This is a genomic window from Actinomycetospora aurantiaca (genome assembly GCF_037401875.1).
Classification (GTDB): Bacteria; Actinomycetota; Actinomycetes; order Mycobacteriales; family Pseudonocardiaceae; genus Actinomycetospora; species Actinomycetospora aurantiaca.
The window spans coordinates 31,333-54,968 of sequence record NZ_JBBEGN010000015.1; the positions used below are offsets into that span (position 1 = coordinate 31,333).

At 75.6% G+C, this 23,636-nt stretch carries 2 protein-coding genes; both read left to right on the forward strand.

Annotated features, from left to right (window positions below; genetic code table 11):
- Positions 1 to 2 precede the first annotated feature (2 nt).
- A complete protein-coding gene (locus WCD74_RS23270; protein ID WP_337697274.1) occupies positions 3 to 14,696 on the forward strand; it encodes an SDR family NAD(P)-dependent oxidoreductase in 14,694 nt (4,897 codons plus the stop codon).
- Positions 14,693 to 23,611 carry a type I polyketide synthase gene (locus tag WCD74_RS23275; protein ID WP_337697275.1) on the forward strand — a complete coding sequence of 2,973 codons (8,919 nt, stop codon included), beginning with the start codon at positions 14,693 to 14,695 and terminating at the stop codon, positions 23,609 to 23,611. Before WCD74_RS23270 ends, WCD74_RS23275 begins: the two co-directional genes overlap by 4 nt.
- Positions 23,612 to 23,636: the final 25 nt, after the last annotated feature.

The window sequence follows — 23,636 nt, forward strand, 5'->3', positions numbered from 1 at the left end:
CCATGGCGACCGACCACGACGACCTCGTCAAGGCCCTGCGCTCGGCGCTGGTCGAGTCCGAGCGACTCCGGGTGCAGAACCGGGAGCTCACCGAGCGGGACGGCGAGCCGATCGCCGTCGTCGGGATGTCGTGCCGGCTGCCCGGCGGGGCGGACACCCCGGAGGCGTTCTGGGAGCTCCTCCGGGCGGGGCGCGACGGGATCGGCTCCTTCCCCGACGACCGCGGCTGGGACCTCGGCTCCCTCGTCGACCCCGACCCCGACCACCCCGGCACCTCCTATTCCGACCAGGGCGGCTTCGTCGCGGACCCCGCCGGCTTCGACGCCGAGCTCTTCGGCATCTCGCCGCGCGAGGCGCTCGCGATGGACCCGCAGCAACGGCTGCTGCTCGAGACCGCGTGGGAGGCGGCCGAGCGTGCGGGTGTCGACCCGCGGTCCCTGCACCGCCGCCCCGTCGGGGTGTTCGCCGGCACCAACGGCCAGGACTACGCGTCGGTCCTGCTCGCGACGGCGGACGGCACCGGTGAGCACGAGGGCTACCTCAGCACCGGCAACGCCGCGAGCGTGCTCTCCGGCCGGCTCTCCTACGTCCTGGGCCTCGAGGGCCCGTCGATGACGGTGGACACGGCGTGCTCGGCGTCGCTGGTCGCGCTGCACCTGGCCTGCCAGGCCCTCCGTCGCGACGAGTGCTCGCTGGCCTTCGCCGCCGGGGTCACGGTCATGGCGACGCCGGGTGCGTTCGTCGAGTTCTCCCGCCAGCGCGGCCTCGCCCCCGACGGGCGGTGCAAGGCGTTCTCCGACGCCGCGGACGGCACGGGGTGGGGCGAGGGCGCTGGCGTGCTGCTGCTCGAGCGGCTCAGCGACGCGGTGGCCGCCGGGCATCCGGTCCTGGCGGTGGTCCGCGGCTCCGCGGTCAACTCCGACGGCGCCTCCAGCGGCCTCACGGCGCCGAACGGTCCGTCGCAGCAGCGGGTGATCCGGGCGGCGTTGGCGGCGGGTGGGTTGTCTCCGGCTGATGTGGATGTGGTGGAGGCGCACGGGACCGGGACCTCGTTGGGGGATCCGATCGAGGCCGGGGCGTTGCTGGCGACCTACGGGGCGGCGGCGGAGCGGGTCGAGCCGTTGTTGCTGGGGTCGGTGAAGTCGAACATCGGGCACACCCAGGCCGCGGCGGGCGTCGCCGGCGTGATCAAGATGGTGCTCGCCCTGCAGCATGGCGAGGTCCCGCCGACCCTGCACGCCGACCGGCCGTCGACCCGGGTGGACTGGGCGTCGGGCGCCGTGCAGCTGGTCACCGAGACCCGCCCGTGGCCCGACGTCGACCGGCCCCGCCGGGCGGGGGTGTCGTCGTTCGGGGTGTCGGGGACGAATGCGCACGTGGTGCTGGAGGCGGCGCCGTCGGGTGTCAGCGATGGTCCATCGCTGACACCTGACGTCAGGGAGGCGCCACTCGCACATGCGGTGCCGTGGGTGGTGTCGGCGCGGACGCCGGAGGCGGTGGTTGCGCAGGCGGCGGCGCTGGCTGCGTGGCCGGTGGGGTCGGTGGCGGATGTGGCGTTGTCGTTGGCGACGACGCGGAGCCGGTTCGAGTTCGGTGCGGTGTTGACCGGGTCGTCGGTCGAGGAGTTGCGGTCGGCGCTGGGGACGGTGGCGGCGCGTCGGGTGGGTGGTGGCCGGCTCGGGGTGGTGTTCACCGGGCAGGGGTCGCAGCGCCCGGGGATGGGTCGCGACCTGTACGACACCTATGACGTCTTCCGGACGGCGTTCGACGCGGTCTGTGAGCGGTTCCCCGAGGACGTCCGCGAGATCGTGTTCGGCGACGACGCGGAGCTGCTCGCGCAGACGCAACATGCGCAGGCCGGGTTGTTCGCCCTGGAGGTGGCGCTGTTCCGGCTCTTCGATTCCTGGGGCGTCACGCCCTCGGTGCTCGGGGGGCACAGCATCGGCGAGATCAGTGCCCTGCACTGCGCCGGGGTCCTCGACCTCGATGACGCGTGCCGGTTGGTGGAGGCGCGCGGTCGTTTGATGGGGGAGCTTCCCGACGGCGGGGCGATGGTCGCGGTGGCCGCGTCCGAGGACGAGGTCCGAGAGCACCTCACCGAGGGCGTGGACCTGGCCGCGGTGAACGGCCCGCAGGCCTGCGTGATCTCCGGTGACGAAGCCGCGGTCGCCGAGGTCGCGAGCCACTTCGAGCGCACGAAGAAGCTCACCGTGAGCCATGCGTTCCACTCGGCGCGGATGGAGCCGATGCTCGACCGGTTCCGCGAGGTCGTGGCGGGGCTGACGTTCTACGAGCCGCGGATCCCAGTGGTGTCGAACGGGTGCGCCGAGCAGATCACCGACCCGGAGCACTGGGTCTCCCACGTGCGGGACACGGTCCGGTTCGCCGACACCCTCACCACGATGGACGCCGGGGTCGTCCTCGAACTCGGCCCGGACGCCACGCTGTCCGCGCTGGCCGAGCACGGGATCCCGGCCCGACCCGACGTCATGAAGGCGCTCGGTCAGCTCCACGCGGCGGGCGTCGACGTCGACTGGCGACGGGTCCTGCCCGGAGCGCATCGCGTCGATCTGCCCACGTACCCGTTCCGGCACGAGCGGTTCTGGCCCTCGACCGTCGCGGCCGGACGGCCGGGGGACCCGGCCGCGCTCGGACTCGCGGCGGCCGGGCACCCGCTGCTGGGTGCGGCGGTCGCGATCGCAGGCGACGGGGACGGCCTGCTCCTCTCGGGACGGCTCTCCCTGACGGCCCAGCCGTGGTTGGCCGGGCACGCCATCCGCGGTGCGGTCCTGTTCCCCGGCACCGGCTTCCTCGAGCTCGCCCTGCACGCGGCCGCCACCGCGGGCGCCGACGGGGTCCGCGAGCTGACCCTGGGCGCGCCCCTCGAGCTGCCGGAGCAGGGCGGGGTGGCCGTCCAGGTCCTCGTCGGGAGTCCGGACGACGAGGGCGTGCGGAGCATCGCGATCCACAGCCGACCCGACGGGAACGACGACTGGACCCGCCACGCGGACGGAGCCGTCGGGCCCGTGGCGCCGCCCGTCCCGCCTGCCACCGACCGCGGTGAGCCGATCGACGTCGACGGTCTCTACGACGCGCTCGCCGGCATCGGATTCGACTACGGCGCCACCTTCCGTGGGCTGCGGGCGGCGTGGCGCGACGGCGAGGCCGTCGTCGCCGAGGTCGCCCTGCCCGACGACGACCACGACGCCGCGGCCGGGTTCGGCGTCCACCCGGCGCTGTTCGACGCCGCCCTGCACACGGTCGGGCTCGGGGCGTTCGTCGACGCCGAGGAGGCCGCCCGCGGACACCTCCCGTTCTCGTGGACCGACGTCCGGCTCGACGCGACCGGCGCGACGGCGCTGCAGGTGCGGATCGCACCGGTCCGGCCCGGCACCGTGACGCTGACCCTCACCGACCCCGAGGGCGGCGCGGTGGTGTCCGTCGGCGCGCTCGTCCTGCGCCCGCCGGCCGCCCCCACGGCCGTCGGGCCGGAGCGGGACGCGCTGTTCACCGTCGACTGGGTGCCGGTCGCGCCGGCCGACGCGGCGGGCCCCGACGAGCCCACGACCCTCCTCGACGCCACCGGCCACGACGACGCGGTCGCGGCCACGAGCGCGGTCCTGCCGGCACTGCGGGCAGCGCTCGAGGCCGACGCCCCGGTGGTGGTCTGGACCCGGGGCGCCGTCGCCACCGGTCCCGACGAGGACGTCCCCGACCTGGCGGGGGCCGCCGTCGTCGGCCTGGTCCGCAGCGCCCAGTCCGAGCACCCCGGGCGCATCCTGCTGGTCGACGCCACCGCCGCGGAGACCGGGCGGGCGATCGCCACCGCTGCGGCGGCGGGGGAGAGCCAGGTCGCCGTGCGCGACGGGCACGTCCTCGCTCCGCGCCTCGTCCGGGCGGGAGGCGCGTCGCCGGACGTGCTCGTCTGGGACCCGGCCGGCACCGTCGTCATCACCGGGGCCGGAGGGGCGCTGGGCGGCCTCGTCGCCCGCCACCTGGTCGCGCAGCACGGCGTCACCGACCTGTTGCTGCTCTCCCGACGCGGCCCCTCCACACCCACTTCCGTCGAGCTCGTCGCCGACCTCGGGGTGCGCGGCGCGCGCGCCACGGTCGTCGCCTGCGACGTCGCCGACCGCGACGCGCTGGCCGCCGCACTGGCCCGGGCGACGCGACCGATCACCGGCGTGGTGCACGCGGCCGGGGTCCTCGACGACGCCACCCTCGACGGCCTCACCCCCGAGCGCCTCGCGGCTGTCCTGGCGCCGAAGGCGCTCGCCGCCCGTCACCTCGACGAACTCACCGTCGACGCCCCGATCAGCGCCTTCGTGCTCTTCTCCTCCGTCGCCGGCACGACGGGCGCACCGGGCCAGGGCAACTACGCCGCCGCGAACGCCGCGCTCGACGCCCTCGCCGCCCACCGGCGCGCCCACGGACGGCCGGCGACCGCGCTCGCGTGGGGTCTGTGGGACGGCGGGGGCATGGCCGCCGGGCTCGACGACACCGACCGCGCCCGCATCGACCGGGGCGGGGTCGACGCCCTCACCGCCGAGGACGGGCTCGCCCTCCTCGACGCCGCCCTCGCCCGCTCGAACGCCGACGGCCCCGCGCTCCTCGTGCCGGCCCGCCTCGACCTCGCCGCCGTCGCCGCCCGCGCCGACGACGGTGTCCCGCCGCTCTTCCGGGCTCTCGTCCGTGCTCGTCCTCGCCGGGCCGCGACGACGGAGCGGGCGGCCGGGTCGTGGGCGGCGCGGGTGCTGGGCGCCTCGCCCGCCGACCGGAGGGGCCTGGTGCTGGACCTGGTGCGCGGCGAGGTCGCTGCCGTGCTCGGCCACGCCGACGCCACGTCGATCGCCCCGGAACGCGCCTTCACCGACCTCGGCTTCGACTCCCTGACCGGGGTCGAGCTGCGCAACCGGCTCTCCACCGCCCTCGGCACGCGGCTGCCCGCGACCCTCGTCTTCGACCACCCCACCTCCGCCGCACTCGTCGACCTCGTGCTCGCCGAGCTCACCGGCGACGACCTCGACGAGCCGGCCGCCCCCGCCGTCGCGACCCCGATCGACCCGGCGGAGCCGATCGCGATCGTCGGGATGGCCTGCCGCTACCCGGGCGGGGTGACCTCGCCGGAGGACCTGTGGCGCCTGGTGGCCGACGGCGTCGACGGGATCACCGGGTTCCCGACCGACCGCGGGTGGGAGATCGAGCGGCTCTACCACCCCGATCCCGACCACCCCGGCACGAGCTACACCCGGGAAGGCGGCTTCCTGCACACCGCGGCCGGGTTCGACGCCGCGTTCTTCGGCATCCACCCCCGCGAGGCGCTCGCGATGGACCCCCAGCAGCGGCTGCTGCTCGAGACGTCGTGGGAGGCCCTCGAGCGGGGCGGGATCGACCCCGCGCACGTGCGCGGCTCCCGCACCGGCGTGTTCGCCGGGGTCATGTACCACGACTACGCCGCCGGGATCACCGACTTCCCCGACGGCGTCGAGGGCTACCTGGGCACGGGCGGCGCCGGGTCGGTGCTCTCCGGGCGGGTCGCCTACGCGCTCGGTCTGGAGGGCCCGGCGGTCACCGTGGACACGGCCTGCTCGTCGTCGCTGGTCGCACTCCACCTCGCCGCGCAGGCACTGCGCGCGGGGGAGTGCGACCTCGCGCTGGCCGGCGGGGTCGCGGTGATGGCCACCCCGGGCACGTTCGTCGACTTCTCCCGGCAGCGTGGCCTCGCCGCCGACGGTCGGTGCAAGTCCTACGCCGACGACGCCGACGGCACCGGGTGGGGCGAGGGCGTCGGGGTCCTGCTGGTGGAGCGGCTGTCGGACGCGCAGCGTCTGGGGCACCCGGTCGTCGCGGTGGTGCGGGGATCGGCCGTGAACCAGGACGGGGCGTCGAACGGCCTGACGGCGCCCAACGGCCCGTCCCAGCGCCGGGTGATCCGCGCGGCACTCGCCGCGGGCGGGGTCGACGCGGCCGGGGTGGACGCGGTCGAGGGGCACGGGACGGGCACCCCGCTCGGCGACCCGATCGAGGCGCAGGCGCTGCTCGCGACCTACGGCGCGGCCCCGGAGCGCACCGAGCCGCTGTGGTTGGGGTCGATCAAGTCGAACATCGGCCACACCCAGGCCGCCGCCGGTGTGGCCGGCGTGATCAAGATGGCGATGGCGATGCGGCACGGGACGTTGCCGGCCTCGCTGCACCTCGAGCGGCCGAACGACGAGGTCGACTGGTCGGCCGGGGCGGTGTCGTTGCTCGCGGAGTCGCGTCCGTGGCCGGAGGTGGCGGCGCGTCCGCGGCGGGCGGGGGTGTCGTCCTTCGGGATCTCCGGGACGAATGCGCATGTGGTGCTGGAGGCGCCGCCGGGTGATGTCAGCAGTGCGGCCATGCTGACACTGGACGGCACAAAGGTGGGTGGTACGGCGGTGCCGTGGGTGCTGTCGGCGCGGACGCCGGAGGCGGTGTCGGCGCAGGCGGCGGCGCTGAGTGCGTGGCCGGTCGAGTCGGCGGCGGATGTCGCGTTCTCGTTGGTGACGACGCGGTCGCGGTTCGAGTGGTCGGCGGTGGTGACCGGGTCCTCGGTCGAAGAACTCCGTGAGGGGTTGCGGTCGGTGTCGCCGGTGCGGGCGGGATCGGGCGAGCTGGGGATCGTGTTCACCGGTCAGGGCTCGCAGCACCCGGGGATGGGCCGCGAGCTCTACGACGGCTTCGAGGTCTTCCGGACGGCGTTCGACGCGGTCTGCGAGCGGTTCCCCGAGGACGTGCGCGGGATCGTGTTCGGGGACGACGCCGACCTGTTGGCGCGGACCGAGCACGCCCAGCCGGGGTTGTTCGCGCTCGAGGTGGCGCTGTTCCGGCTGTTCGAGTCGTGGGGTGTCACGCCCGCGGTGTTGGGTGGGCATTCGATCGGGGAGATCTCCGCGCTGCACTGCGCCGGGGTGCTGGATCTCGACGATGCGTGCCGGTTGGTGGAGGCCCGTGGCCGGTTGATGGGGGAGCTTCCTGACGGCGGGTCGATGGTGGCGGTCGCGGCATCCGAGGACGAGGTCCGACAGCACCTCACCAAGGGCGTGGATCTGGCGGCGGTGAACGGCCCCCAAGCATGCGTCATCTCCGGCGACGAGCAGGCGGTCGCCGAGGTTGCCGCCCACTTCGAGCGGACGAAGCAGCTCACCGTGAGCCACGCGTTCCACTCGGCGCGGATGGAGCCGATGCTCGCCCAGTTCCGCGAGGTCGTGGCCGGGCTGACCTTCCACGCACCGCAGATCCCGGTGGTCTCCAACGGGTCCACCGAGCAGATCGGCGACCCGGAGCACTGGGTCTCCCACGTCCGCGACACCGTCCGGTTCGCCGACACCCTCACCACGATGGACGCGGGCGTGGTCCTCGAACTCGGACCCGACGCCACGCTCAGCGCTCTCGCCGAGCACGGGATCCCGGCCCAGCCCGACGTCATGAAGGCCCTGGGACAGCTCCACGCCGCGGGCGTCGGGGTCGACTGGCGCCAGGTCCTCCCCGGAGCCCAGCCCACCGACCTGCCCACCTACCCCTGGCAGCACCAGCGGTTCTGGCTCGAGTCGCAGCCCGCGCCCGAGCAGGCGAATGACCCGGTCGAGCAGGCGTTCTGGGACGCCGTCGAGCGCGAGGACCTCGAGACGATCGCGGCGACCGTCGACACCGAGCCCGGCCCGCTGCTCGAGGCCGTGCCCCTGCTCGCGGCGTGGCGCCGGCGTCGGCACGAGGACACCGCCCGGGCCGGGTGGCGCTACCGCGAGGCGTGGCAGACGCTCACGCTCGACCGCACCGCACGCCTCACCGGGACCTGGTGGATCGTCGGGTCCGCGGACGACCCGTCCGTACCCGCCGTCATGAACGCCCTGGAGCTCGGCGGGGCGACACCGCGGCTCGTCGGGACGGCTCTTCCCGACGAGGTCCCGGCAGGCATCGTCGTGCTCCCCGCGGATGCGACCGAGGTCCTGCGGGTCGTGCAGGAGGCCCCGCTCGGCGCGCCGGTGTGGGGCCTCACGCGGGGTGCGATGACGACCGGGCCGATGGACCCGGTCACCGACGCGGCCGCGGCGCAGGTGTGGGGCCTGGGCCGCACCGTGGCCCTCGAGGACCCGGACCGCTGGGGCGGGCTGATCGACCTCGGAGCCGACCCCGATCCGCGCGACCTCGCCGCCGTGCTCGCGGGGCACGAGGACCAGGTCGCGCTGCGGGACACGGGTGCCCTGGGGCGCCGACTCCGGCGGGTCGCTTCGGGTCCCGAGGAGCCGTGGACCGCCCCGGCGGACGGCACCGTCGTGGTGACCGGGGCCAGTGGCGCGCTCGGGGGACGGGTCGCGCGCTGGCTGGTGGAGCGTGGCGCCCGCGACGTCCTGCTGCTGTCCCGGCGCGGCACCGACGACTTGGCCGCCGAGATCACCACCGACGGGGTCACCGCGCGGTCGGTGCGCTGCGACGTCGCCGACCGGGAGGCTCTCGCCGCCGCGTTGGCGGGGGTGGACGTGCGGGTGGTCGTGCACACCGCGGGCGTCCTCGACGACGGCGTCGTGTCCGGCCTGACCCCGGACCGCCTGACCGCCGTGCTCGACCCGAAGGCCCGGGCGGCCGAACACCTCGACGAGCTGTGCCCTGACGCCGCGCTGGTCCTGTTCTCCTCGACGAGCGGCGCGCTCGGCTCGCCCGGCCAGGCCAACTACGCGGCCGCCAACGCCCACCTCGACGCCCTGGCCTCGCGTCGCCGCGCCCACGGCCGGCACGCGCTCGCCGTCGCGTGGGGAGCGTGGGGCGGTGGCGGGATGGTCGGTGACGACGGGCGCCTGGAGCGCACCGGGGTCGCGGCGATGGACCCCGACGCCGCCCTCACGGTGCTGGGGCAGGCGCTCGTCGAGGACGCGACGACGCTCGTCGTCACCGACGTCCGCTGGGACGTGTTCGCGCCCGGCTTCACCGCGGCACGGCCGAGTCCGCTGCTCGGCGGAATCTCGGAGGTCGGGGAGGCGGCGGCGCCGGAGAGCAGCCCGTCGTCGTGGGGCGACGAGCTGGCCGCGCTGGCGCCGGGGGAGCGTCGCCGCCGGCTCGTGGAACTGGTGCGGGAACGGGTCGCCGCGGTGCTGGGCCATCGTTCGGTCACGGCCGTCGAGGCGGACCGCGCCTTCACCGACCTGGGCTTCGACTCGCTCACGGCGGTCGAGCTGCGCAACGTCCTCACGGCCGCGACCGGCCTGACGCTGGGCACGACCCTCGTCTTCGACCACCCGACGCCGCAGGCTCTCGCCGCCCACCTCGACGAGCTCGTGGCGGGGTCGGACGCCGGCGAGGAGGTCCCGACGACGACGGCGGTCGCGGGTGACCCGGTGGTGATCGTCGGGATGGGCTGCCGGTTCCCCGGCGGGGTGACCTCCCCGGAGTCGTTGTGGGCGCTGCTCGAGCGCGGCGCCGAGGGCATCGCCGGCTTCCCCGACGACCGCGGCTGGGACCTCGACGCCCTGCACACCGACACCCGCGTCGGCGGGTTCCTCGACGACGCGGCGGCGTTCGACCCGGGCTTCTTCGGGATCTCGCCGCGGGAGGCGTTGGCGATGGATCCGCAGCAGCGGTCGCTGCTGGAGACCTCCTGGGAGGCGATCGAGCGGGCAGGGCTGGACCCGCGGTCGCTGCGCGGGTCCCGGACCGGCGTCTTCGCGGGCACGAACGGCCAGGACTACACAGCGCTCCTCGCCGGGGCCGCACACGAGCTGCAGGGCCAGGAGGGCACGGGGAACGCGGCGAGCGTGGTGTCGGGCCGGGTGTCGTACGCGCTGGGTCTGGAGGGGCCGGCGGTCACGGTGGACACGGCGTGCTCGTCGTCGTTGGTGACGCTGCACATGGCCGTCCAGGCGCTCCAGCGCGGGGAGTGCGACCTCGCGCTGGCGGGCGGGGTCACGGTGATGTCGACGCCGACGGCATTCGTGGAGTTCTCCCGCCAGGGCGGTCTGGCGCCCGACGGGCGGTGCAAGGCGTTCTCCGACGACGCCGACGGCACGGGCTGGGGCGAGGGCGTCGGCATGGTGCTCGTGGAGCGGCTCTCGGATGCTCGGGCTGCTGGTCATCGGGTGTTGGCGGTGGTGCGGGGTTCGGCGGTGAACCAGGACGGGGCGTCGAACGGGTTGACCGCGCCGAACGGTCCGGCGCAGCAGCGGGTGATCCGGGCGGCGCTGGCGGCGGGCGGTCTGTCTGCGGCGGATGTGGATGCGGTGGAGGCGCACGGGACGGGGACGTCGCTGGGTGATCCGATCGAGGCGGGGGCGCTGTTGGCCACGTACGGGCAGCGTGCGGGTGAGCCGCTGTACGTGGGTGCGATCAAGTCGAACCTGGGTCACACGCAGGCCGCGGCGGGTGTCGCCGGGGTGATCAAGATGGTGTTGGCGATGCAGCGTGGGGTGTTGCCGGCGTCGCTGCATGTGGGGGAGCCGTCGTCGAAGGTGGACTGGTCGGCGGGGGCGGTGTCGCTGCTGGCGGCGTCGCGTCCGTGGCCGGAGGTGGTGGGGCGTCCGCGGCGGGCGGGGGTGTCGTCGTTCGGGATCAGTGGGACGAACGCACATGTGGTGCTGGAGGCGCCGCCGGGTGATGTCAGCGGTGGCACACGGCTGCCGTCCAGTGTCAGTGGCGGGACACGGTCGGTGCCGGAGGTCGGGGCGCCGGATGTCAGTGGTGGCACACGGTTGCCGTCGAGTGTCAGGGGCGGGACACGGTCGGTGCCGGAGGTGGGGGCGTCGGATGTCAGCGATGGTCCATCTCTGACACCTGACGTGCGAACGGCGCCACTCGCGCATCCGGTGCCCTGGGTGCTCTCGGCGCGTACGGCGGAGGCGGTGACGGCGCAGGCGGCGGCCCTGGCTGCGTGGCCGACCGAGTCGGTCGCTGACGTCGCGTTCTCGTTGGCGACGACGCGGTCGCGGTTCGAGTGGTCGGCGGTGGTCACCGGGTCCGCGACCGAGCACCTGCAGACGGCGTTGCGGTCCGTGTCGCCGGTGCGCGCGGGGTCGGGCGAGCTCGGGATCGTGTTCACCGGGCAGGGGTCGCAGCAGCCGGGGATGGGTCGCGAGCTCTACGACACCTATGGGGTGTTCCGGGCGGCGTTCGACGCGGTCTGCGAGCGGTTCCCCGACGATGTGCGCGGGATCGTGTTCGGCGAGGACGCGGAGCTGCTCGCGCAGACCCAACACGCCCAGGCCGGGTTGTTCGCCCTCGAGGTGGCGCTGTTCCGGCTCGTCGAGTCCTGGGGCGTCCAGCCGTCGGTGCTCGGCGGGCACAGCATCGGCGAGATCAGTGCCCTGCACTGCGCCAGGGTGCTGGACCTGGATGACGCGTGCCATCTGGTGGAAGCACGTGGCCGGTTGATGGGGGAGCTTCCCACTGGCGGCTCCATGGTCGCGGTCGCGGCGTCCGAGGATGAGGTCCGCGAACACCTGACCGACGGCGTCGACCTCGCGGCGGTCAACGGCCCACAAGCGTGCGTCATCTCCGGCGACGAAGCCGCCGTCCAGGCGGTCGCGAGTCACTTCGAGCGCACCAAGCAGCTCCAGGTGAGTCACGCGTTCCACTCGGCGCGCATGGAGCCGATGCTCGACCAGTTCCGCGACGTCGTGCAGCAGCTGACCTTCCACGAGCCGACCATCCCGGTGGTCTCCAACGGGTCGACCGAGCAGATCACCGACCCGGAGCACTGGGTCTCCCACGTCCGCGACACGGTCCGGTTCGCCGACACCCTCACCACGATGGACGCCGGCGTCGTCCTCGAACTCGGTCCCGACGCCACACTCAGCAGCCTCGCCGAGCACGGGATCGCAGCCGGACCCGACGTCATGAAGGCGCTCGGTCAGCTCCACGCCGCGGGCATCGAGATCGACTGGCGCCAGGTCCTCCCCGACGCCCGGCCGACCGACCTGCCCACCTACCCCTGGCAGCACGCCCGCTACTGGCCGACCATGGCGGCGCCCACCCCGGGCAACGCGACCGGGCTCGGGCAGGACGCCACCGGGCACCTGCTGCTCGGCGCCGCGGTGCGCCCCGCCGACCGTGACGCCGCGTGGTTCACCGGCCGCATCGGGCCGCGTACGCACCCGTGGCTGGCCGACCACGAGGTCCTGGGCGCGGTGCTGTTCCCCGGCACCGGCTTCCTCGACCTGGTCGCCCACGTGGGTCGGTCGGTCGGCGCGCCGCGGGTCGCCGAGCTCACGCTGGAGACCCCGCTGGTCCTCGACGGTCCGGTGGACGTGCAGGTCGCGGTCGACGCGGCCGCTCCCGACGGCCACCGCACGGTCGGCGTCCACGCCCGGCCCGAGGGCACGAGCACCTGGACGCGGCACGCCACCGGCAGCCTGGCGCCGGAGGACGAGCAGCCGCCGGCGGACCTCGGTTCGTGGCCTCCCGCCGACGCCGAGTCGGTCGACGTCACCGACCTCTACCCGACCCTCGCCGACGGCGGGTTCGGCTACGGCCCGGCCTTCCGCGGGCTCACCGCGGCCTGGCGTCGCGACGAGGAGCTGTTCGTCGAGGTCGGGCTGCCGGAGTCCGAGCACGCCGGCGCCGCGCGCTGCGAGGTGCACCCCGCCCTGCTCGACGCGGTGCTCCACGGGGTCGGCCTGGACGTCCTCGACGACGCCGGCCGCCTGCCGTTCTCCTGGACCGGCGTCACCGTCCACGCCCCCGGCCGGACCGCCCTCCGGGCCCGCATCACCCGGGTCGCCGACGACGCGGTCCGCCTCGATCTCGCCGACGCCGACGGCGTCCCTGTCGCGACCGTCGAGGGCCTCGTCCTGCGGGCCGTCGCCGCCGACCGCCCGCGCTCGCTCCACGCCGTCGACTGGCTCCCGGCGCCGACCGTCCCCACGCCGCCCGCACCCCTGGGCCTCGTCGGGGACGACGTGTTCGGCCTCGGGCTGCCCGACCACCCGGGCGACCGGTCCACGGCCGTCGTCACCGTCGACGTTCCCGACGACGAGCTCCTCACGGCCGCGCACCGCGCGGCCGCCCGGGCTCTCGAGACGGTCACGACGGCGCCGGGCGAGCGGCTCGTCGTCGTCACCCGGGGCGCGGTCGACGCGGGCACGACGCCGCGGCCCGCCGTCGCACCCGTGTGGGGTCTCGTGCGCGCCGCACAGTCCGAGAACCCGGGGCGGATCGTGCTCGTCGACCTCGACCCCGCCGACGGCGCTCCGTTCCCCGACCTTCCGGCCCTCCTCGCCGGCCTCGGCGACGAACCCCAGGTCGCCGTCCGCGACGGCGCGCCGATGGTGCCCCGGCTCGTGCGCGCCGACCCGGCGGAGCCCCCGCAGCTCGACGGGCTCGTCGTCGTCACCGGTGCCACCGGCGGCCTCGCACGACGGCTCGTGCGCCACCTCGTCGACGCGCGGGGGGTCCGCGACCTGCTGCTGGTCGCCCGCCGCACCGAGCCGCTCGCCGAGCTCACCGCCGAGCTGCAGCACGCCGGAGCACGCGTCGGGGTCGCCCGGTGCGACGTCGCCGACCGCGCGTCCGTGTACGCCCTGGCCGCGGGCCTCGACCGCCCCGTGGCGACGCTCGTCCACACCGCGGGCGTGCTCGACGACGGGCTCGTCGACGGGCTCACGCTCGACCGGCTCGACCGCGTCCTGGACCCGAAGGTCGACGGGGCCCGACACCTCGTGGAGGCGCTCGACCCCGGTCGGGTCGTCCTGTACTCGGCGTTCGCGGGCATCGTCGGGAGCCCGGGACAGGCGAACTACGCCGCGGCCAACGCGTTCCTCGACGCCCTCGCCGCCGACCTCCGCGCGCGGGGTCGTGCGGCCACCGCGCTCGCCTGGGGGCTCTGGGACACCGGCATGGCCGACACCCTCGACGAGGCCGATCGCGCCCGGATGGCCCGCGGCGGGGTCGGTGCCCTCGACGAGGCCGAGGGCCACGCGCTGTTCGACGCGGCGCTCGACCACGAGCGCGCGCTGCTCGTCCCGGTCCGGCTCGACCTCCCGGCGCTGCGCCGGGCGGCGGTGGTCCCGCCCCTGCTCCGGGTGCTCGTGCCCCCGCCGGCCGAGGGAGCGGCGCGCGTCGACGAGCCCGCCGAGGACCTGCGGGCGAAGCTCGCCGGCACCCCACCCGGGCGGCGCGACCGCGTGGTCCTCGACCGAGTCCGCCGGGAGGTCGCCGCGGTGCTCGGCCACGCCGGCCCCGACGCCGTGGACCCCGACCAGGGGTTCCTGGAGTCCGGCTTCGACTCGCTCACCGCGGTCGAGCTGCGTAACCGCCTCGGTGCCGCCACCGGCCTGCGACTGCCCGCGACGGTCACCTTCGACCACCCGACCCCGCGGGAACTCGCCGTCCACCTGCGCGGGGAGATCGGCGACGACCTCGGGCCGGCCGCCACCCAGGTCGACACCCTCGCCCCGCTCGCGGAGCTCGACCGGCTCGAGGCGTCGCTGCGCTCGGCGGGCGCCGGCGACGACCGCGAGCAGGTCGCCGACCGGCTCCGCCACCTCCTGGACTGGTGGACCGACGCGACCCCCGGCAACGGCCACCAGAACGGCAACGGCCACACCAACGGCCACGCCAACGGCCACACCAACGGCCACGGCCACGGGAACGGCCACTCCGAGGACGACGTGGACCTCACGTCCGCCTCGGCCGACGACCTCTTCGAGCTCCTCGACGCCGAGCTCGGCACCTCCCCGGGAGCGGACGCGTGAACGAGCCGGACACCACCGAGGAGAAGTACCTCGACTACCTGCGCCGGGCCACGGCCGACCTGCGCGAGGCCCGCCGTCGCATCCGTGACCTGGAGGACCGAGGACGCGAGCCGATCGCGATCGTCGGGATCGGCTGCCGCTACCCCGGCGGGATCACCTCGCCCGAGGAGCTGTGGTCGCTCGTCGCCGACGGCGGGGAGGGCATCACCGGCTTCCCGACCGACCGTGGCTGGGACCTCGACCGGCTCTACCACCCCGACCCCGACCACCCGGGCACGACGTACACCCGCGAGGGCGGCTTCCTGCACGACGCCGCCCTGTTCGACCCCGCCGCCTTCGGGATCTCGCCGCGCGAGGCGTTGGCGATGGATCCGCAGCAGCGGCTGCTGCTGGAGACCTCGTGGGAGGCGTTCGAGCGGGCGGGGATCGACCCGAGCACGGCACGGGGGTCGCGGACCGGGGTGTTCGCGGGCGTGATGTACCACGACTACGCGTCCCGCCTGCTCGCCGTGCCCGACGACGTCGCGGGCTACCTCGGCACCGGCGGCGCGACCAGCGTGGTGTCCGGCCGCGTCGCCTACGTCCTGGGTCTGCAGGGGCCGGCGATGAGCCTGGACACGGCCTGCTCGTCGTCGTTGGTGACGCTGCACCTGGCCTGCCAGGCGCTGCGGGCGGGGGAGTGCGACCGCGCCCTCGCCGGCGGTGTCACCGTGATGCCCACCCCCGGCACGTTCGTCGACTTCGCCCGCCAGCGCGGCCTCGCCGCCGACGGGCGGTGCAAGTCGTTCGCGGAGTCCGCGGACGGCACCGGATGGTCCGAGGGCGCGGCGATGCTGCTGGTGGAGCGGCTCTCGGACGCCCAGCGGCTGGGGCACCCCGTGCTCGCGGTGGTGCGGGGCTCGGCGGTCAACCAGGACGGCGCCTCGAGCGGGCTCACGGCTCCGAACGGCCCGTCGCAGCAGCGGGTCATCGCGGACGCCCTCGCGGCCGCCGGCCTCACCCCCGCCGACGTGGACGCCGTCGAGGCCCACGGCACCGGCACGACCCTCGGCGACCCGATCGAGGCCCAGGCCCTGCTCGCCACCTACGGCGCCGCCGAGCGCGCGGAGCCGCTGTTCCTCGGCTCGGTGAAGTCGAACCTCGGGCACACGCAGGCCGCGGCCGGAGCTGCCGGCGTCATCAAGATGATCATGGCGATGCGGCACGGCGTCCTGCCGGCCACCCTGCACGTCGACACCCCCGCGCGCCGCGTCGACTGGGACGCCGGCGCCGTCTCGCTCCTGACGACGGCCCGCGCCTGGCCCGAGGCGGACCACCCCCGCCGCGCCGCCGTCTCGTCGTTCGGGATCAGCGGCACGAACGCGCACGTGGTGCTGGAGGCCCCACCGGCGCCCGCCACCGACGAGCCGGTCCCCGCGGCGCACCCGCACGCCCCCGTGCCCTGGCTGCTGTCCGCGCGCAGCCCCGAGGCGCTCGCCGACCAGGCCGCCCGGCTGCGCGCCGACGTCCTCGCCCACCCCGACCGCGACCCCCGTGACGTCGCCTGGTCCCTCGGCACCGGCCGAGCCGCCCTCGAACACCGGGCCGTCGTCCCCGCCGACCCCGAGGCGCTCGCCGCCGTCGCCGCCGGCCGTCCGCACCCGCGCGCCGCGGTCGGCGAGGTGGTCGACGGCGACCTCGCCTACGTCTTCACCGGCCAGGGCGCCCAGCGCCCGGGCATGGGCCGGGAGCTCGCCGCCGCCTTCCCCGCGTTCGCCCGGGCCCACGACGAGGTGCTGGCGCGCTTCGACGACGAGGTCCGCACCGTCCTCGCCGGCGACGACGCCGAGCAGCTCGCCCGGACGCGGTTCGCCCAGGCCGGACTGTTCGCGCTCGAGGTGGCGCTCGTCCGGCTGCTCGGGAGCTGGGGACTGCACCCGGGCGCGGTCGGCGGGCACTCGATCGGCGAGATCGCGGCCCTGCACGTCGCCGGCGTCCTCGACCTCGACGACGCCTGCCGCCTCGTCGACGCCCGCGGCCGACTGATGCAGGACCTTCCCGACGGCGGGTCGATGGTGGCGATCGAGGCCGCGGAGGCCGAGGTGCGGGACCGGTTGGTCGACGGCGTCGACCTCGCCGCCGTCAACGGCCCCCGGGCCTGCGTCATCTCCGGGGACGACGAGTCGGTCGCGCGGGTCGCGGCCGGCTTCGAGCGGTCGCGGCGGCTGACGGTCAGCCACGCGTTCCACTCCGCACGGATGGAGCCGATGCTCGACGGGTTCCGCGCCGTGGTGCGCGGGCTCCGGTTCCGCGAGCCGGAGCTCGTCGTCGTCAGCAACGGGTCCACCGGGAACGTCACGGACCCCGAGCACTGGGTCGCCCACGTCCGCGACACCGTCCGGTTCGCCGACACGGTGACGACGCTGCGGGCCGAGGGGGCGCGCACCCTGCTCGAGGTCGGCCCGGACGCCGTCCTGACCGGCGCCGTCGCCGGCGTCCTCGACGACCCCGCGGCCGCCGTCGCCACCCTGCGGCGCGACCGCCCGGAACCCGAGGCCCTCGCGGACGCCCTCGCCGCCGTCGTCGTGCGCGGACCCCAACCCGACTGGGACGCGCTGCTGCCCGGCGCCCGCCGGGTCGACCTGCCCACCTCGGCCTTCCACCGGTCCCGCTTCTGGCTGGAGGCGCCGTCCCTGGCCGACCTCGGGCTGCTCGCCGAGGCCGGCGCCGACGACGACCTGCGCTACCGCGAGGCCTGGGTCCCGGTCCCGACGACGGGCGCGCCGCGCGGGCGGCAGCTCGTCGCGGTGCCGGCCGGGGGCGAACCGACCGTCCCCGGGCTCGCCGCCCTGCTGCGCGGGCACGGCATCGACGCCGTCGAGGTCGCCGTCCCCTACGACCGCGCCGGTGCCGCCGCCGCGCTGGGCGCGGCCGGAGAGGTCGAGGGGGTCGTCGCGACCCTCCCGGACGCCGTCGGGGTGCTCGCCCTGGTCCAGGGACTCGACGACGCAGGGACCGCCGGCCCGGTCCGGTTCGTCACCCGCGACGCGGCGACCGATCCCGCCGCGGCCGAGGTCCTCGGCCTCGCCCGCACGCTCGCCCGGGAGGACCCGGCGCGGGCCGGGCACGTCGTCGACCTCGACGCGGCCCCCGACGACCGCACCACCCCCGCCCTGCTCGGGGCGCTCGCCGGCGACGAGCCGGAGGTCGCCGTGCGCCGCGGCGGCCCGCTCGGCCGGCGCCTGCGCCGGGCCGCCGCCGTCACCGGGCCGTGGACCGCGCCCGCGGACGGCACCGTCGTCGTCACCGGCGCGAGCGGCGCACTGGGCGGACGCGTCGCCCGCTGGCTGGTCGAGCACGGCGCCCGCGACCTGCTGCTGCTGTCCCGCCGCGGACCGGACGCGACACGGGACCTCGAGGATCTCGACGGCTCCGACGTCCGTGTGCGGTCGCTGTCGTGCGACGTCACCGACCGGGACGCGCTGGCCGCCGCGCTCGCGGACGTCGACGTACGGATGGTCGTGCACACCGCGGGCGTCCTCGACGACGGCGTGCTCTCCGCCCTCACCCCGGAGCGGCTCGCCGTCGTGCGGGCCGCGAAGGCCGACGCCGCAGACCACCTCGATGCGCTGTGTCCCGACGCCGAGCTCGTGCTCTTCTCCTCGCTCTCCGGCGCCGTGGGCTCCCCGGGGCAGGCCAACTACGCCGCCGCCAACGCCCACCTCGACGCCCTCGCGCGCCGGCGCCGCGCGGCGGGCCGGCACGCGCTGTCGATCGCGTGGGGACCGTGGGCCGGATCCGGGATGGCCGCGGACGACGAACGCCTGGACCGGGCGGGGCTGCCCCCGATGGACCCGGCGCGCGCCGTCGAGGCGCTCGGACGCGCCCTCCTCGCGGACGACACGACGGTCGTCGTCGCCGACGTGGCCTGGGACCGGTTCGGTGCCGGACTCGTCGCGGCCGGCGGGCGGGCGATCGTCAGCGAGATCCCCGGGGTGCCCGAGCCCACTGAGCCGAGCGCGAGCCCGGCGTCCGGCGTGGCCGGTGAGCTCGCCGGACTGCCCGCGGACCAGCGCCGCCGCCGGCTGCTCGACCTGGTGCGCGACCAGGCGGCGGCCGTGCTCGGGCACCGCGGCACCGACGCGGTGGGGGCGGACAAGGCCTTCACCGACCTCGGCGTCGACTCGCTGACCGCCCTGGACCTGCGCAACCGGCTCGGCGTCGCCACCGGGATCACCGTCCCGGCCACCGCGGTCTTCGACCACCCGACCCCGGAGGCGCTGGCCCGCTTCCTCGACGGCGAGCTCGGCGGGACCGGCGTGGCGGAGGCCCCGACGACGGCGGCCGTCGTCGACGGCGACCCCGTGGCGATCGTCGGGATGGCGTGCCGCTTCCCCGGCGGCGTGACCTCCCCGGCCTCGCTGTGGGCGCTGCTCGAGTCCGGCGGCGACGGCATGGTCGAGTTCCCGACCGACCGCGGGTGGGACCTCGACGCCCTCCTCGACCCCGACCCCGACCGCCCCGGCACCACCTACGCCCGCACCGGCGGCTTCCTGCCCGCGGTAGGCCGGTTCGACGCGGACTTCTTCGGGATCTCGCCGCGGGAGGCGTTGGCGATGGATCCGCAGCAACGCCTGCTGCTGGAGACCTCGTGGGAGGCGATCGAGGGCGCCGGGATCGACCCGGCGTCGCTGCGCGGCACGCCGACCGGGGTGTTCGCCGGGACCAACGGCCAGGACTACACGGCGCTGCTCGGCATCTCCGTCCACGACCTCGCCGGCCACCAGGGCACGGGCAACGCCGGGTCGGTGCTCTCCGGCCGGGTGTCGTACGCGCTGGGTCTGGAGGGGCCGGCGGTCACGGTGGACACGGCGTGCTCGTCGTCGTTGGTGACGCTGCACATGGCCGTCCAGGCGCTGCAGCGCGGGGAGTGCTCGTTGGCGCTCGCCGGCGGGGTGACCGTCATGTCCACCCCGGGCGCCTTCGTGGAGTTCGCGCGGCAGGGCGGGCTGGCTCCGGACGGCCGGTGCAAGGCGTTCTCCGACGACGCCGACGGGACGGGTTGGTCGGAGGGCGTGGGAATGCTGCTGGTCGAGCGGCTCTCGGATGCTCGGGCTGCTGGTCATCGGGTGCTGGCGGTGGTGCGGGGTTCGGCGGTGAACCAGGACGGGGCGTCGAACGGGTTGACCGCGCCGAACGGTCCGGCGCAGCAGCGGGTGATTCGGGCGGCGTTGGCGGCGGGCGGTCTGTCTCCGTCGGATGTGGATGCGGTGGAGGCGCACGGGACGGGGACGTCGCTGGGGGATCCGATCGAGGCGGGTGCGCTGCTGGCGACGTACGGGTCGGCGTCTGAACGGGCGGAGCCGCTGTGGTTGGGGTCGGTCAAGTCGAATCTGGGTCACACGCAGGCCGCGGCGGGTGTCGCCGGGGTGATCAAGATGGTGTTGGCGATGCGGCACGGGGTGTTGCCGGCGTCGCTGCACGTGGGGGAGCCGTCGTCGAAGGTGGACTGGTCGGCGGGTGCCGTGCGGGTGCTGTCCTCGGCGCGGGAGTGGCCGGAGGTGGTGGGGCGTCCGCGGCGGGCGGGGGTGTCGTCGTTCGGGATCAGCGGGACGAACGCGCATGTGGTGCTGGAGGCGCCGGGTGTCAGCGGTGGCACACGGCTGACGTCCAGTGTCAGTGGCGGGACACGGTCGGTGCCGGACGTGGGGGAGCCGGATGTCAGTGGTGGCACACGGCTGACGTCCAGTGTCAGTGGCGGGACACGGTCGGTGCCGTGGGTGCTCTCGGGGCGCACGCCGGAGGCGGTGACCGCGCAGGCGGCGGCGTTGAGTGCGTGGCCGGTGGAGTCGGTGGCGGATGTGGCGTGGTCGTTGGTGACGACGCGGTCGCGGTTCGAGTGGTCGGCGGTGGTCTCTGGGTCGTCGGGTGCGGAGCTCGGCGCGGGGTTGCGGTCGGTGTCGGCGGTGCGGTCGGGGGGTGGGGCTCTAGGGGTGGTGTTCACCGGTCAGGGGTCGCAGCGCCTCGGGATGGGTGCTGGATTGCATGCCGTGTATCCGGTGTTCGCGGGGGCGTTCGATGCGGTGTGTGACCGCTTCGATCGTGATGTGCGCCCGGTGCTCGACGGCGATGACGCGGAGATGTTGAACCGGACGGAATGGGCGCAGCCGGCGTTGTTCGCCCTCGAGGTGGCGCTGTTCCGGTTGTTCGAGTCCTGGGGTGTGACCCCGAGCGTGCTGGGTGCGCACAGCATCGGCGAGATCAGTGCCCTGCACTGCGCCGGGGTGCTGGATCTCGACGACGCGTGCCGTCTGGTGGAGGCCCGCGGTCGGTTGATGGGCGAGCTTCCCGACGGCGGGGCGATGGTCGCGGTGGCCGCCTCCGAGGACGAGGTCCGCGGACACCTCACCGACGGGGTCGACATCGCGGCGGTGAACGGCCCACGAGCGTGCGTCATCTCCGGCGACGAAGCCGCCGTCCAGGCGGTCGCGGCCCACTTCGAGCGCACCAAGCAGCTCCAGGTGAGTCACGCGTTCCACTCGGCGCGCATGGAGCCGATGCTCGAGCAGTTCCGCGCCGTGGTGCAGCAGTTGACCTTCCACGCACCGCAGATTCCGGTGGTCTCGAACGGGTCGACCGAGCAGATCACCGACCCGGAGCACTGGGTGTCCCACGTGCGGGACACCGTCCGGTTCGCCGACACCCTGCAGACCATGGACGCGGGCGTCGTCCTGGAGCTCGGCCCCGACGGGACGTTGAGCAGCTTGGCCGAGCACGGGATCGCGGCCCAGCCCGACGTCATGAAGGCCCTGGGACAGCTCCACGCCGCGGGCGTCGACGTGAGCTGGGAGCGGGTCCTGCCCGAGGCCCAGCGGGTCGACCTGCCCACCTACCCCTGGCAGCACCGGTGGTTCTGGCCGGAGATGCCGGAGCGCCCGCTCGCCTCCTCCGACCCGGTCGACCGGGCGTTCTGGGACGCGGTGGAGCGCGAGGACCTCGAGGAAATCACCGCCACCCTGCGCCCGCAGAACGGCGCCCGCGAGGCCCTCGACGAGGTGCTCCCGCTGCTCTCGACCTGGCGCCGCGCCCGCAAGGAGCGCACGGCCGGCGACGCGTGGGTCTACCGCGAGTCGTGGACCGCCCTGCCCGAGCCGGCACCCGCCGTCCTGAACGGCCCGTGGTGGGTGCTCACCGACACCGGAGCCGACACGGGTCCGCTCGTCGCCGCGCTCTCCCGGGCCGGGGCGACACCCGTCGTGACCACCGTCGACGACCTGCCCGAGGACCGCCCGTCCGGCGTCCTGCTCCTCCCGAGCGGGCTCGCGCGGACCCTCGAGGCGATACAGGCCTGGCAGGCCAGGGACGCCGGGCCGCTCTGGTGCCTCACGCACGGTGCCGCCGACGAGCAGCCCGATCCGGCGGCCGCCGCGGTCTGGGGCCTCGGGCGGGTCGCGGCGCTGGAGGAACCGCAGCGCTGGGGCGGTCTGATCGATCTCCCGACCACGCTCGACGAGCGGGCGGCGGACCGCGTGGTCGGCACCGTCGCGGCGGGTAGCGAGGACCAGGTCGCCGTACGCGCCCAGGGCCGCACCGCCCGGCGTCTCGTGCGGGCCACCGCCCCCGTGACCCCGATCGACGTCCCGCGGGGGACGACGCTGATCACCGGCGGACTCGGGGCGCTCGGTGCCGCCGTCGCCCGTCACCTCGCCGACCGGGGGGCGGACCATCTCGTGCTCGTCGGCCGGCGCGGGCGGCAGACGCCGGGGGCGCAGGACCTCGTCGCGGACCTCCGAAGCCGGGGCGCCGGCGTCACGGTCGAGTCGTGCGACGTCACCGACCGCGGCGCCCTGACCTCGCTGATCGACGGCCTGCCGGACCTGCGGGCGGTCGTGCACACCGCCGGGGTGCTCGACGACGGCACGATCGCCGGTCTCGACCCGGCCCGCCTCGACGCCGTGCTCGCCCCCAAGCTCGACGCCGCCCGCCTCCTGGACGAGCTGACCCGGGAGCGCGACCTGGACGCCTTCGTCCTGTTCTCCTCCTTCGCCGGCCTCGTCGGCGCACCCGGACAGGGCAACTACGCCGCCGCGAACGCCGGTCTCGACGCCGTCGCCCGGACCCGTCGTGCGGCGGGGCTCCCCGCGCTGTCGATCGCCTGGGGTCCCTGGGCCGACGCCGGCATGGCCGCCGACGACGGGTTCGCCGACCGGCTCGCCCGCGGCGGCGTCACCGAGCTCGACCCCGCAGCCGCGCTCGAGGTGCTCGACCGCCTGCTCGGCGGCGTCGACCCCGTCGTCGCGGTGGCCGACGTCGACTGGACGCGCTACGCCCCCGCCCTGACCGGCCTGCGCCCCGCGCCGCTGCTGGCCGGGCTCCCCGAGGCGGCGACCCCGACGGCGGAGGCCGGGCCGCGGCCCGGGACCGTCGACCTCGCGGCGCTGGCCCCGGCCGACCGCGAGCGGGGCGCGCTCGCCCTGGTCCGGACGACCGTCGCCGTCGTCCTCGGACACGCGGACGCCGCCGACGTCGACCCCGCCCGCGCGTTCTCCGACATGGGCTTCGACTCGCTCACGGCGGTCGAGACCCGCAACCGGCTCGAGGCCGCCACCGGACTCGTCCTGCCCGCGCACCTGCTCTTCGACCACCCGACCCCGGGGGCCCTCGCGGCCCACCTCGCGGCCGAGGTGGGCGGGGAGGCCCCCGACGACGGGCCGTCGGTGTTCGCGGAGCTCGACCGCCTCGAGCGGGCGCTCGGGACGGTCGGTCCCGACGACGGGTCCCGCGAGCGGATCGGCGCGCGACTCGCGGAGCTCGTGGCGACCTGGGAGGCGAGCGGGTCGGCGGCCCCGGACGACGACCGCTCGGTCGGCGACCGGCTCGGCGACGCCGATGCCGAGCAGGTCTTCGCATTCATCGACCAGGAGTTCGGGCGCTGAGCGCGCACGCGTCCGGGAGAACACG

What these genes read in the sequence shown, in the direction of transcription:
- WCD74_RS23270 (WP_337697274.1), top strand. Translation starts at nt 3, where the DNA reads ATGGCGACCGACCACGACGACCTCGTCAAGGCCCTGCGCTCGGCGCTG.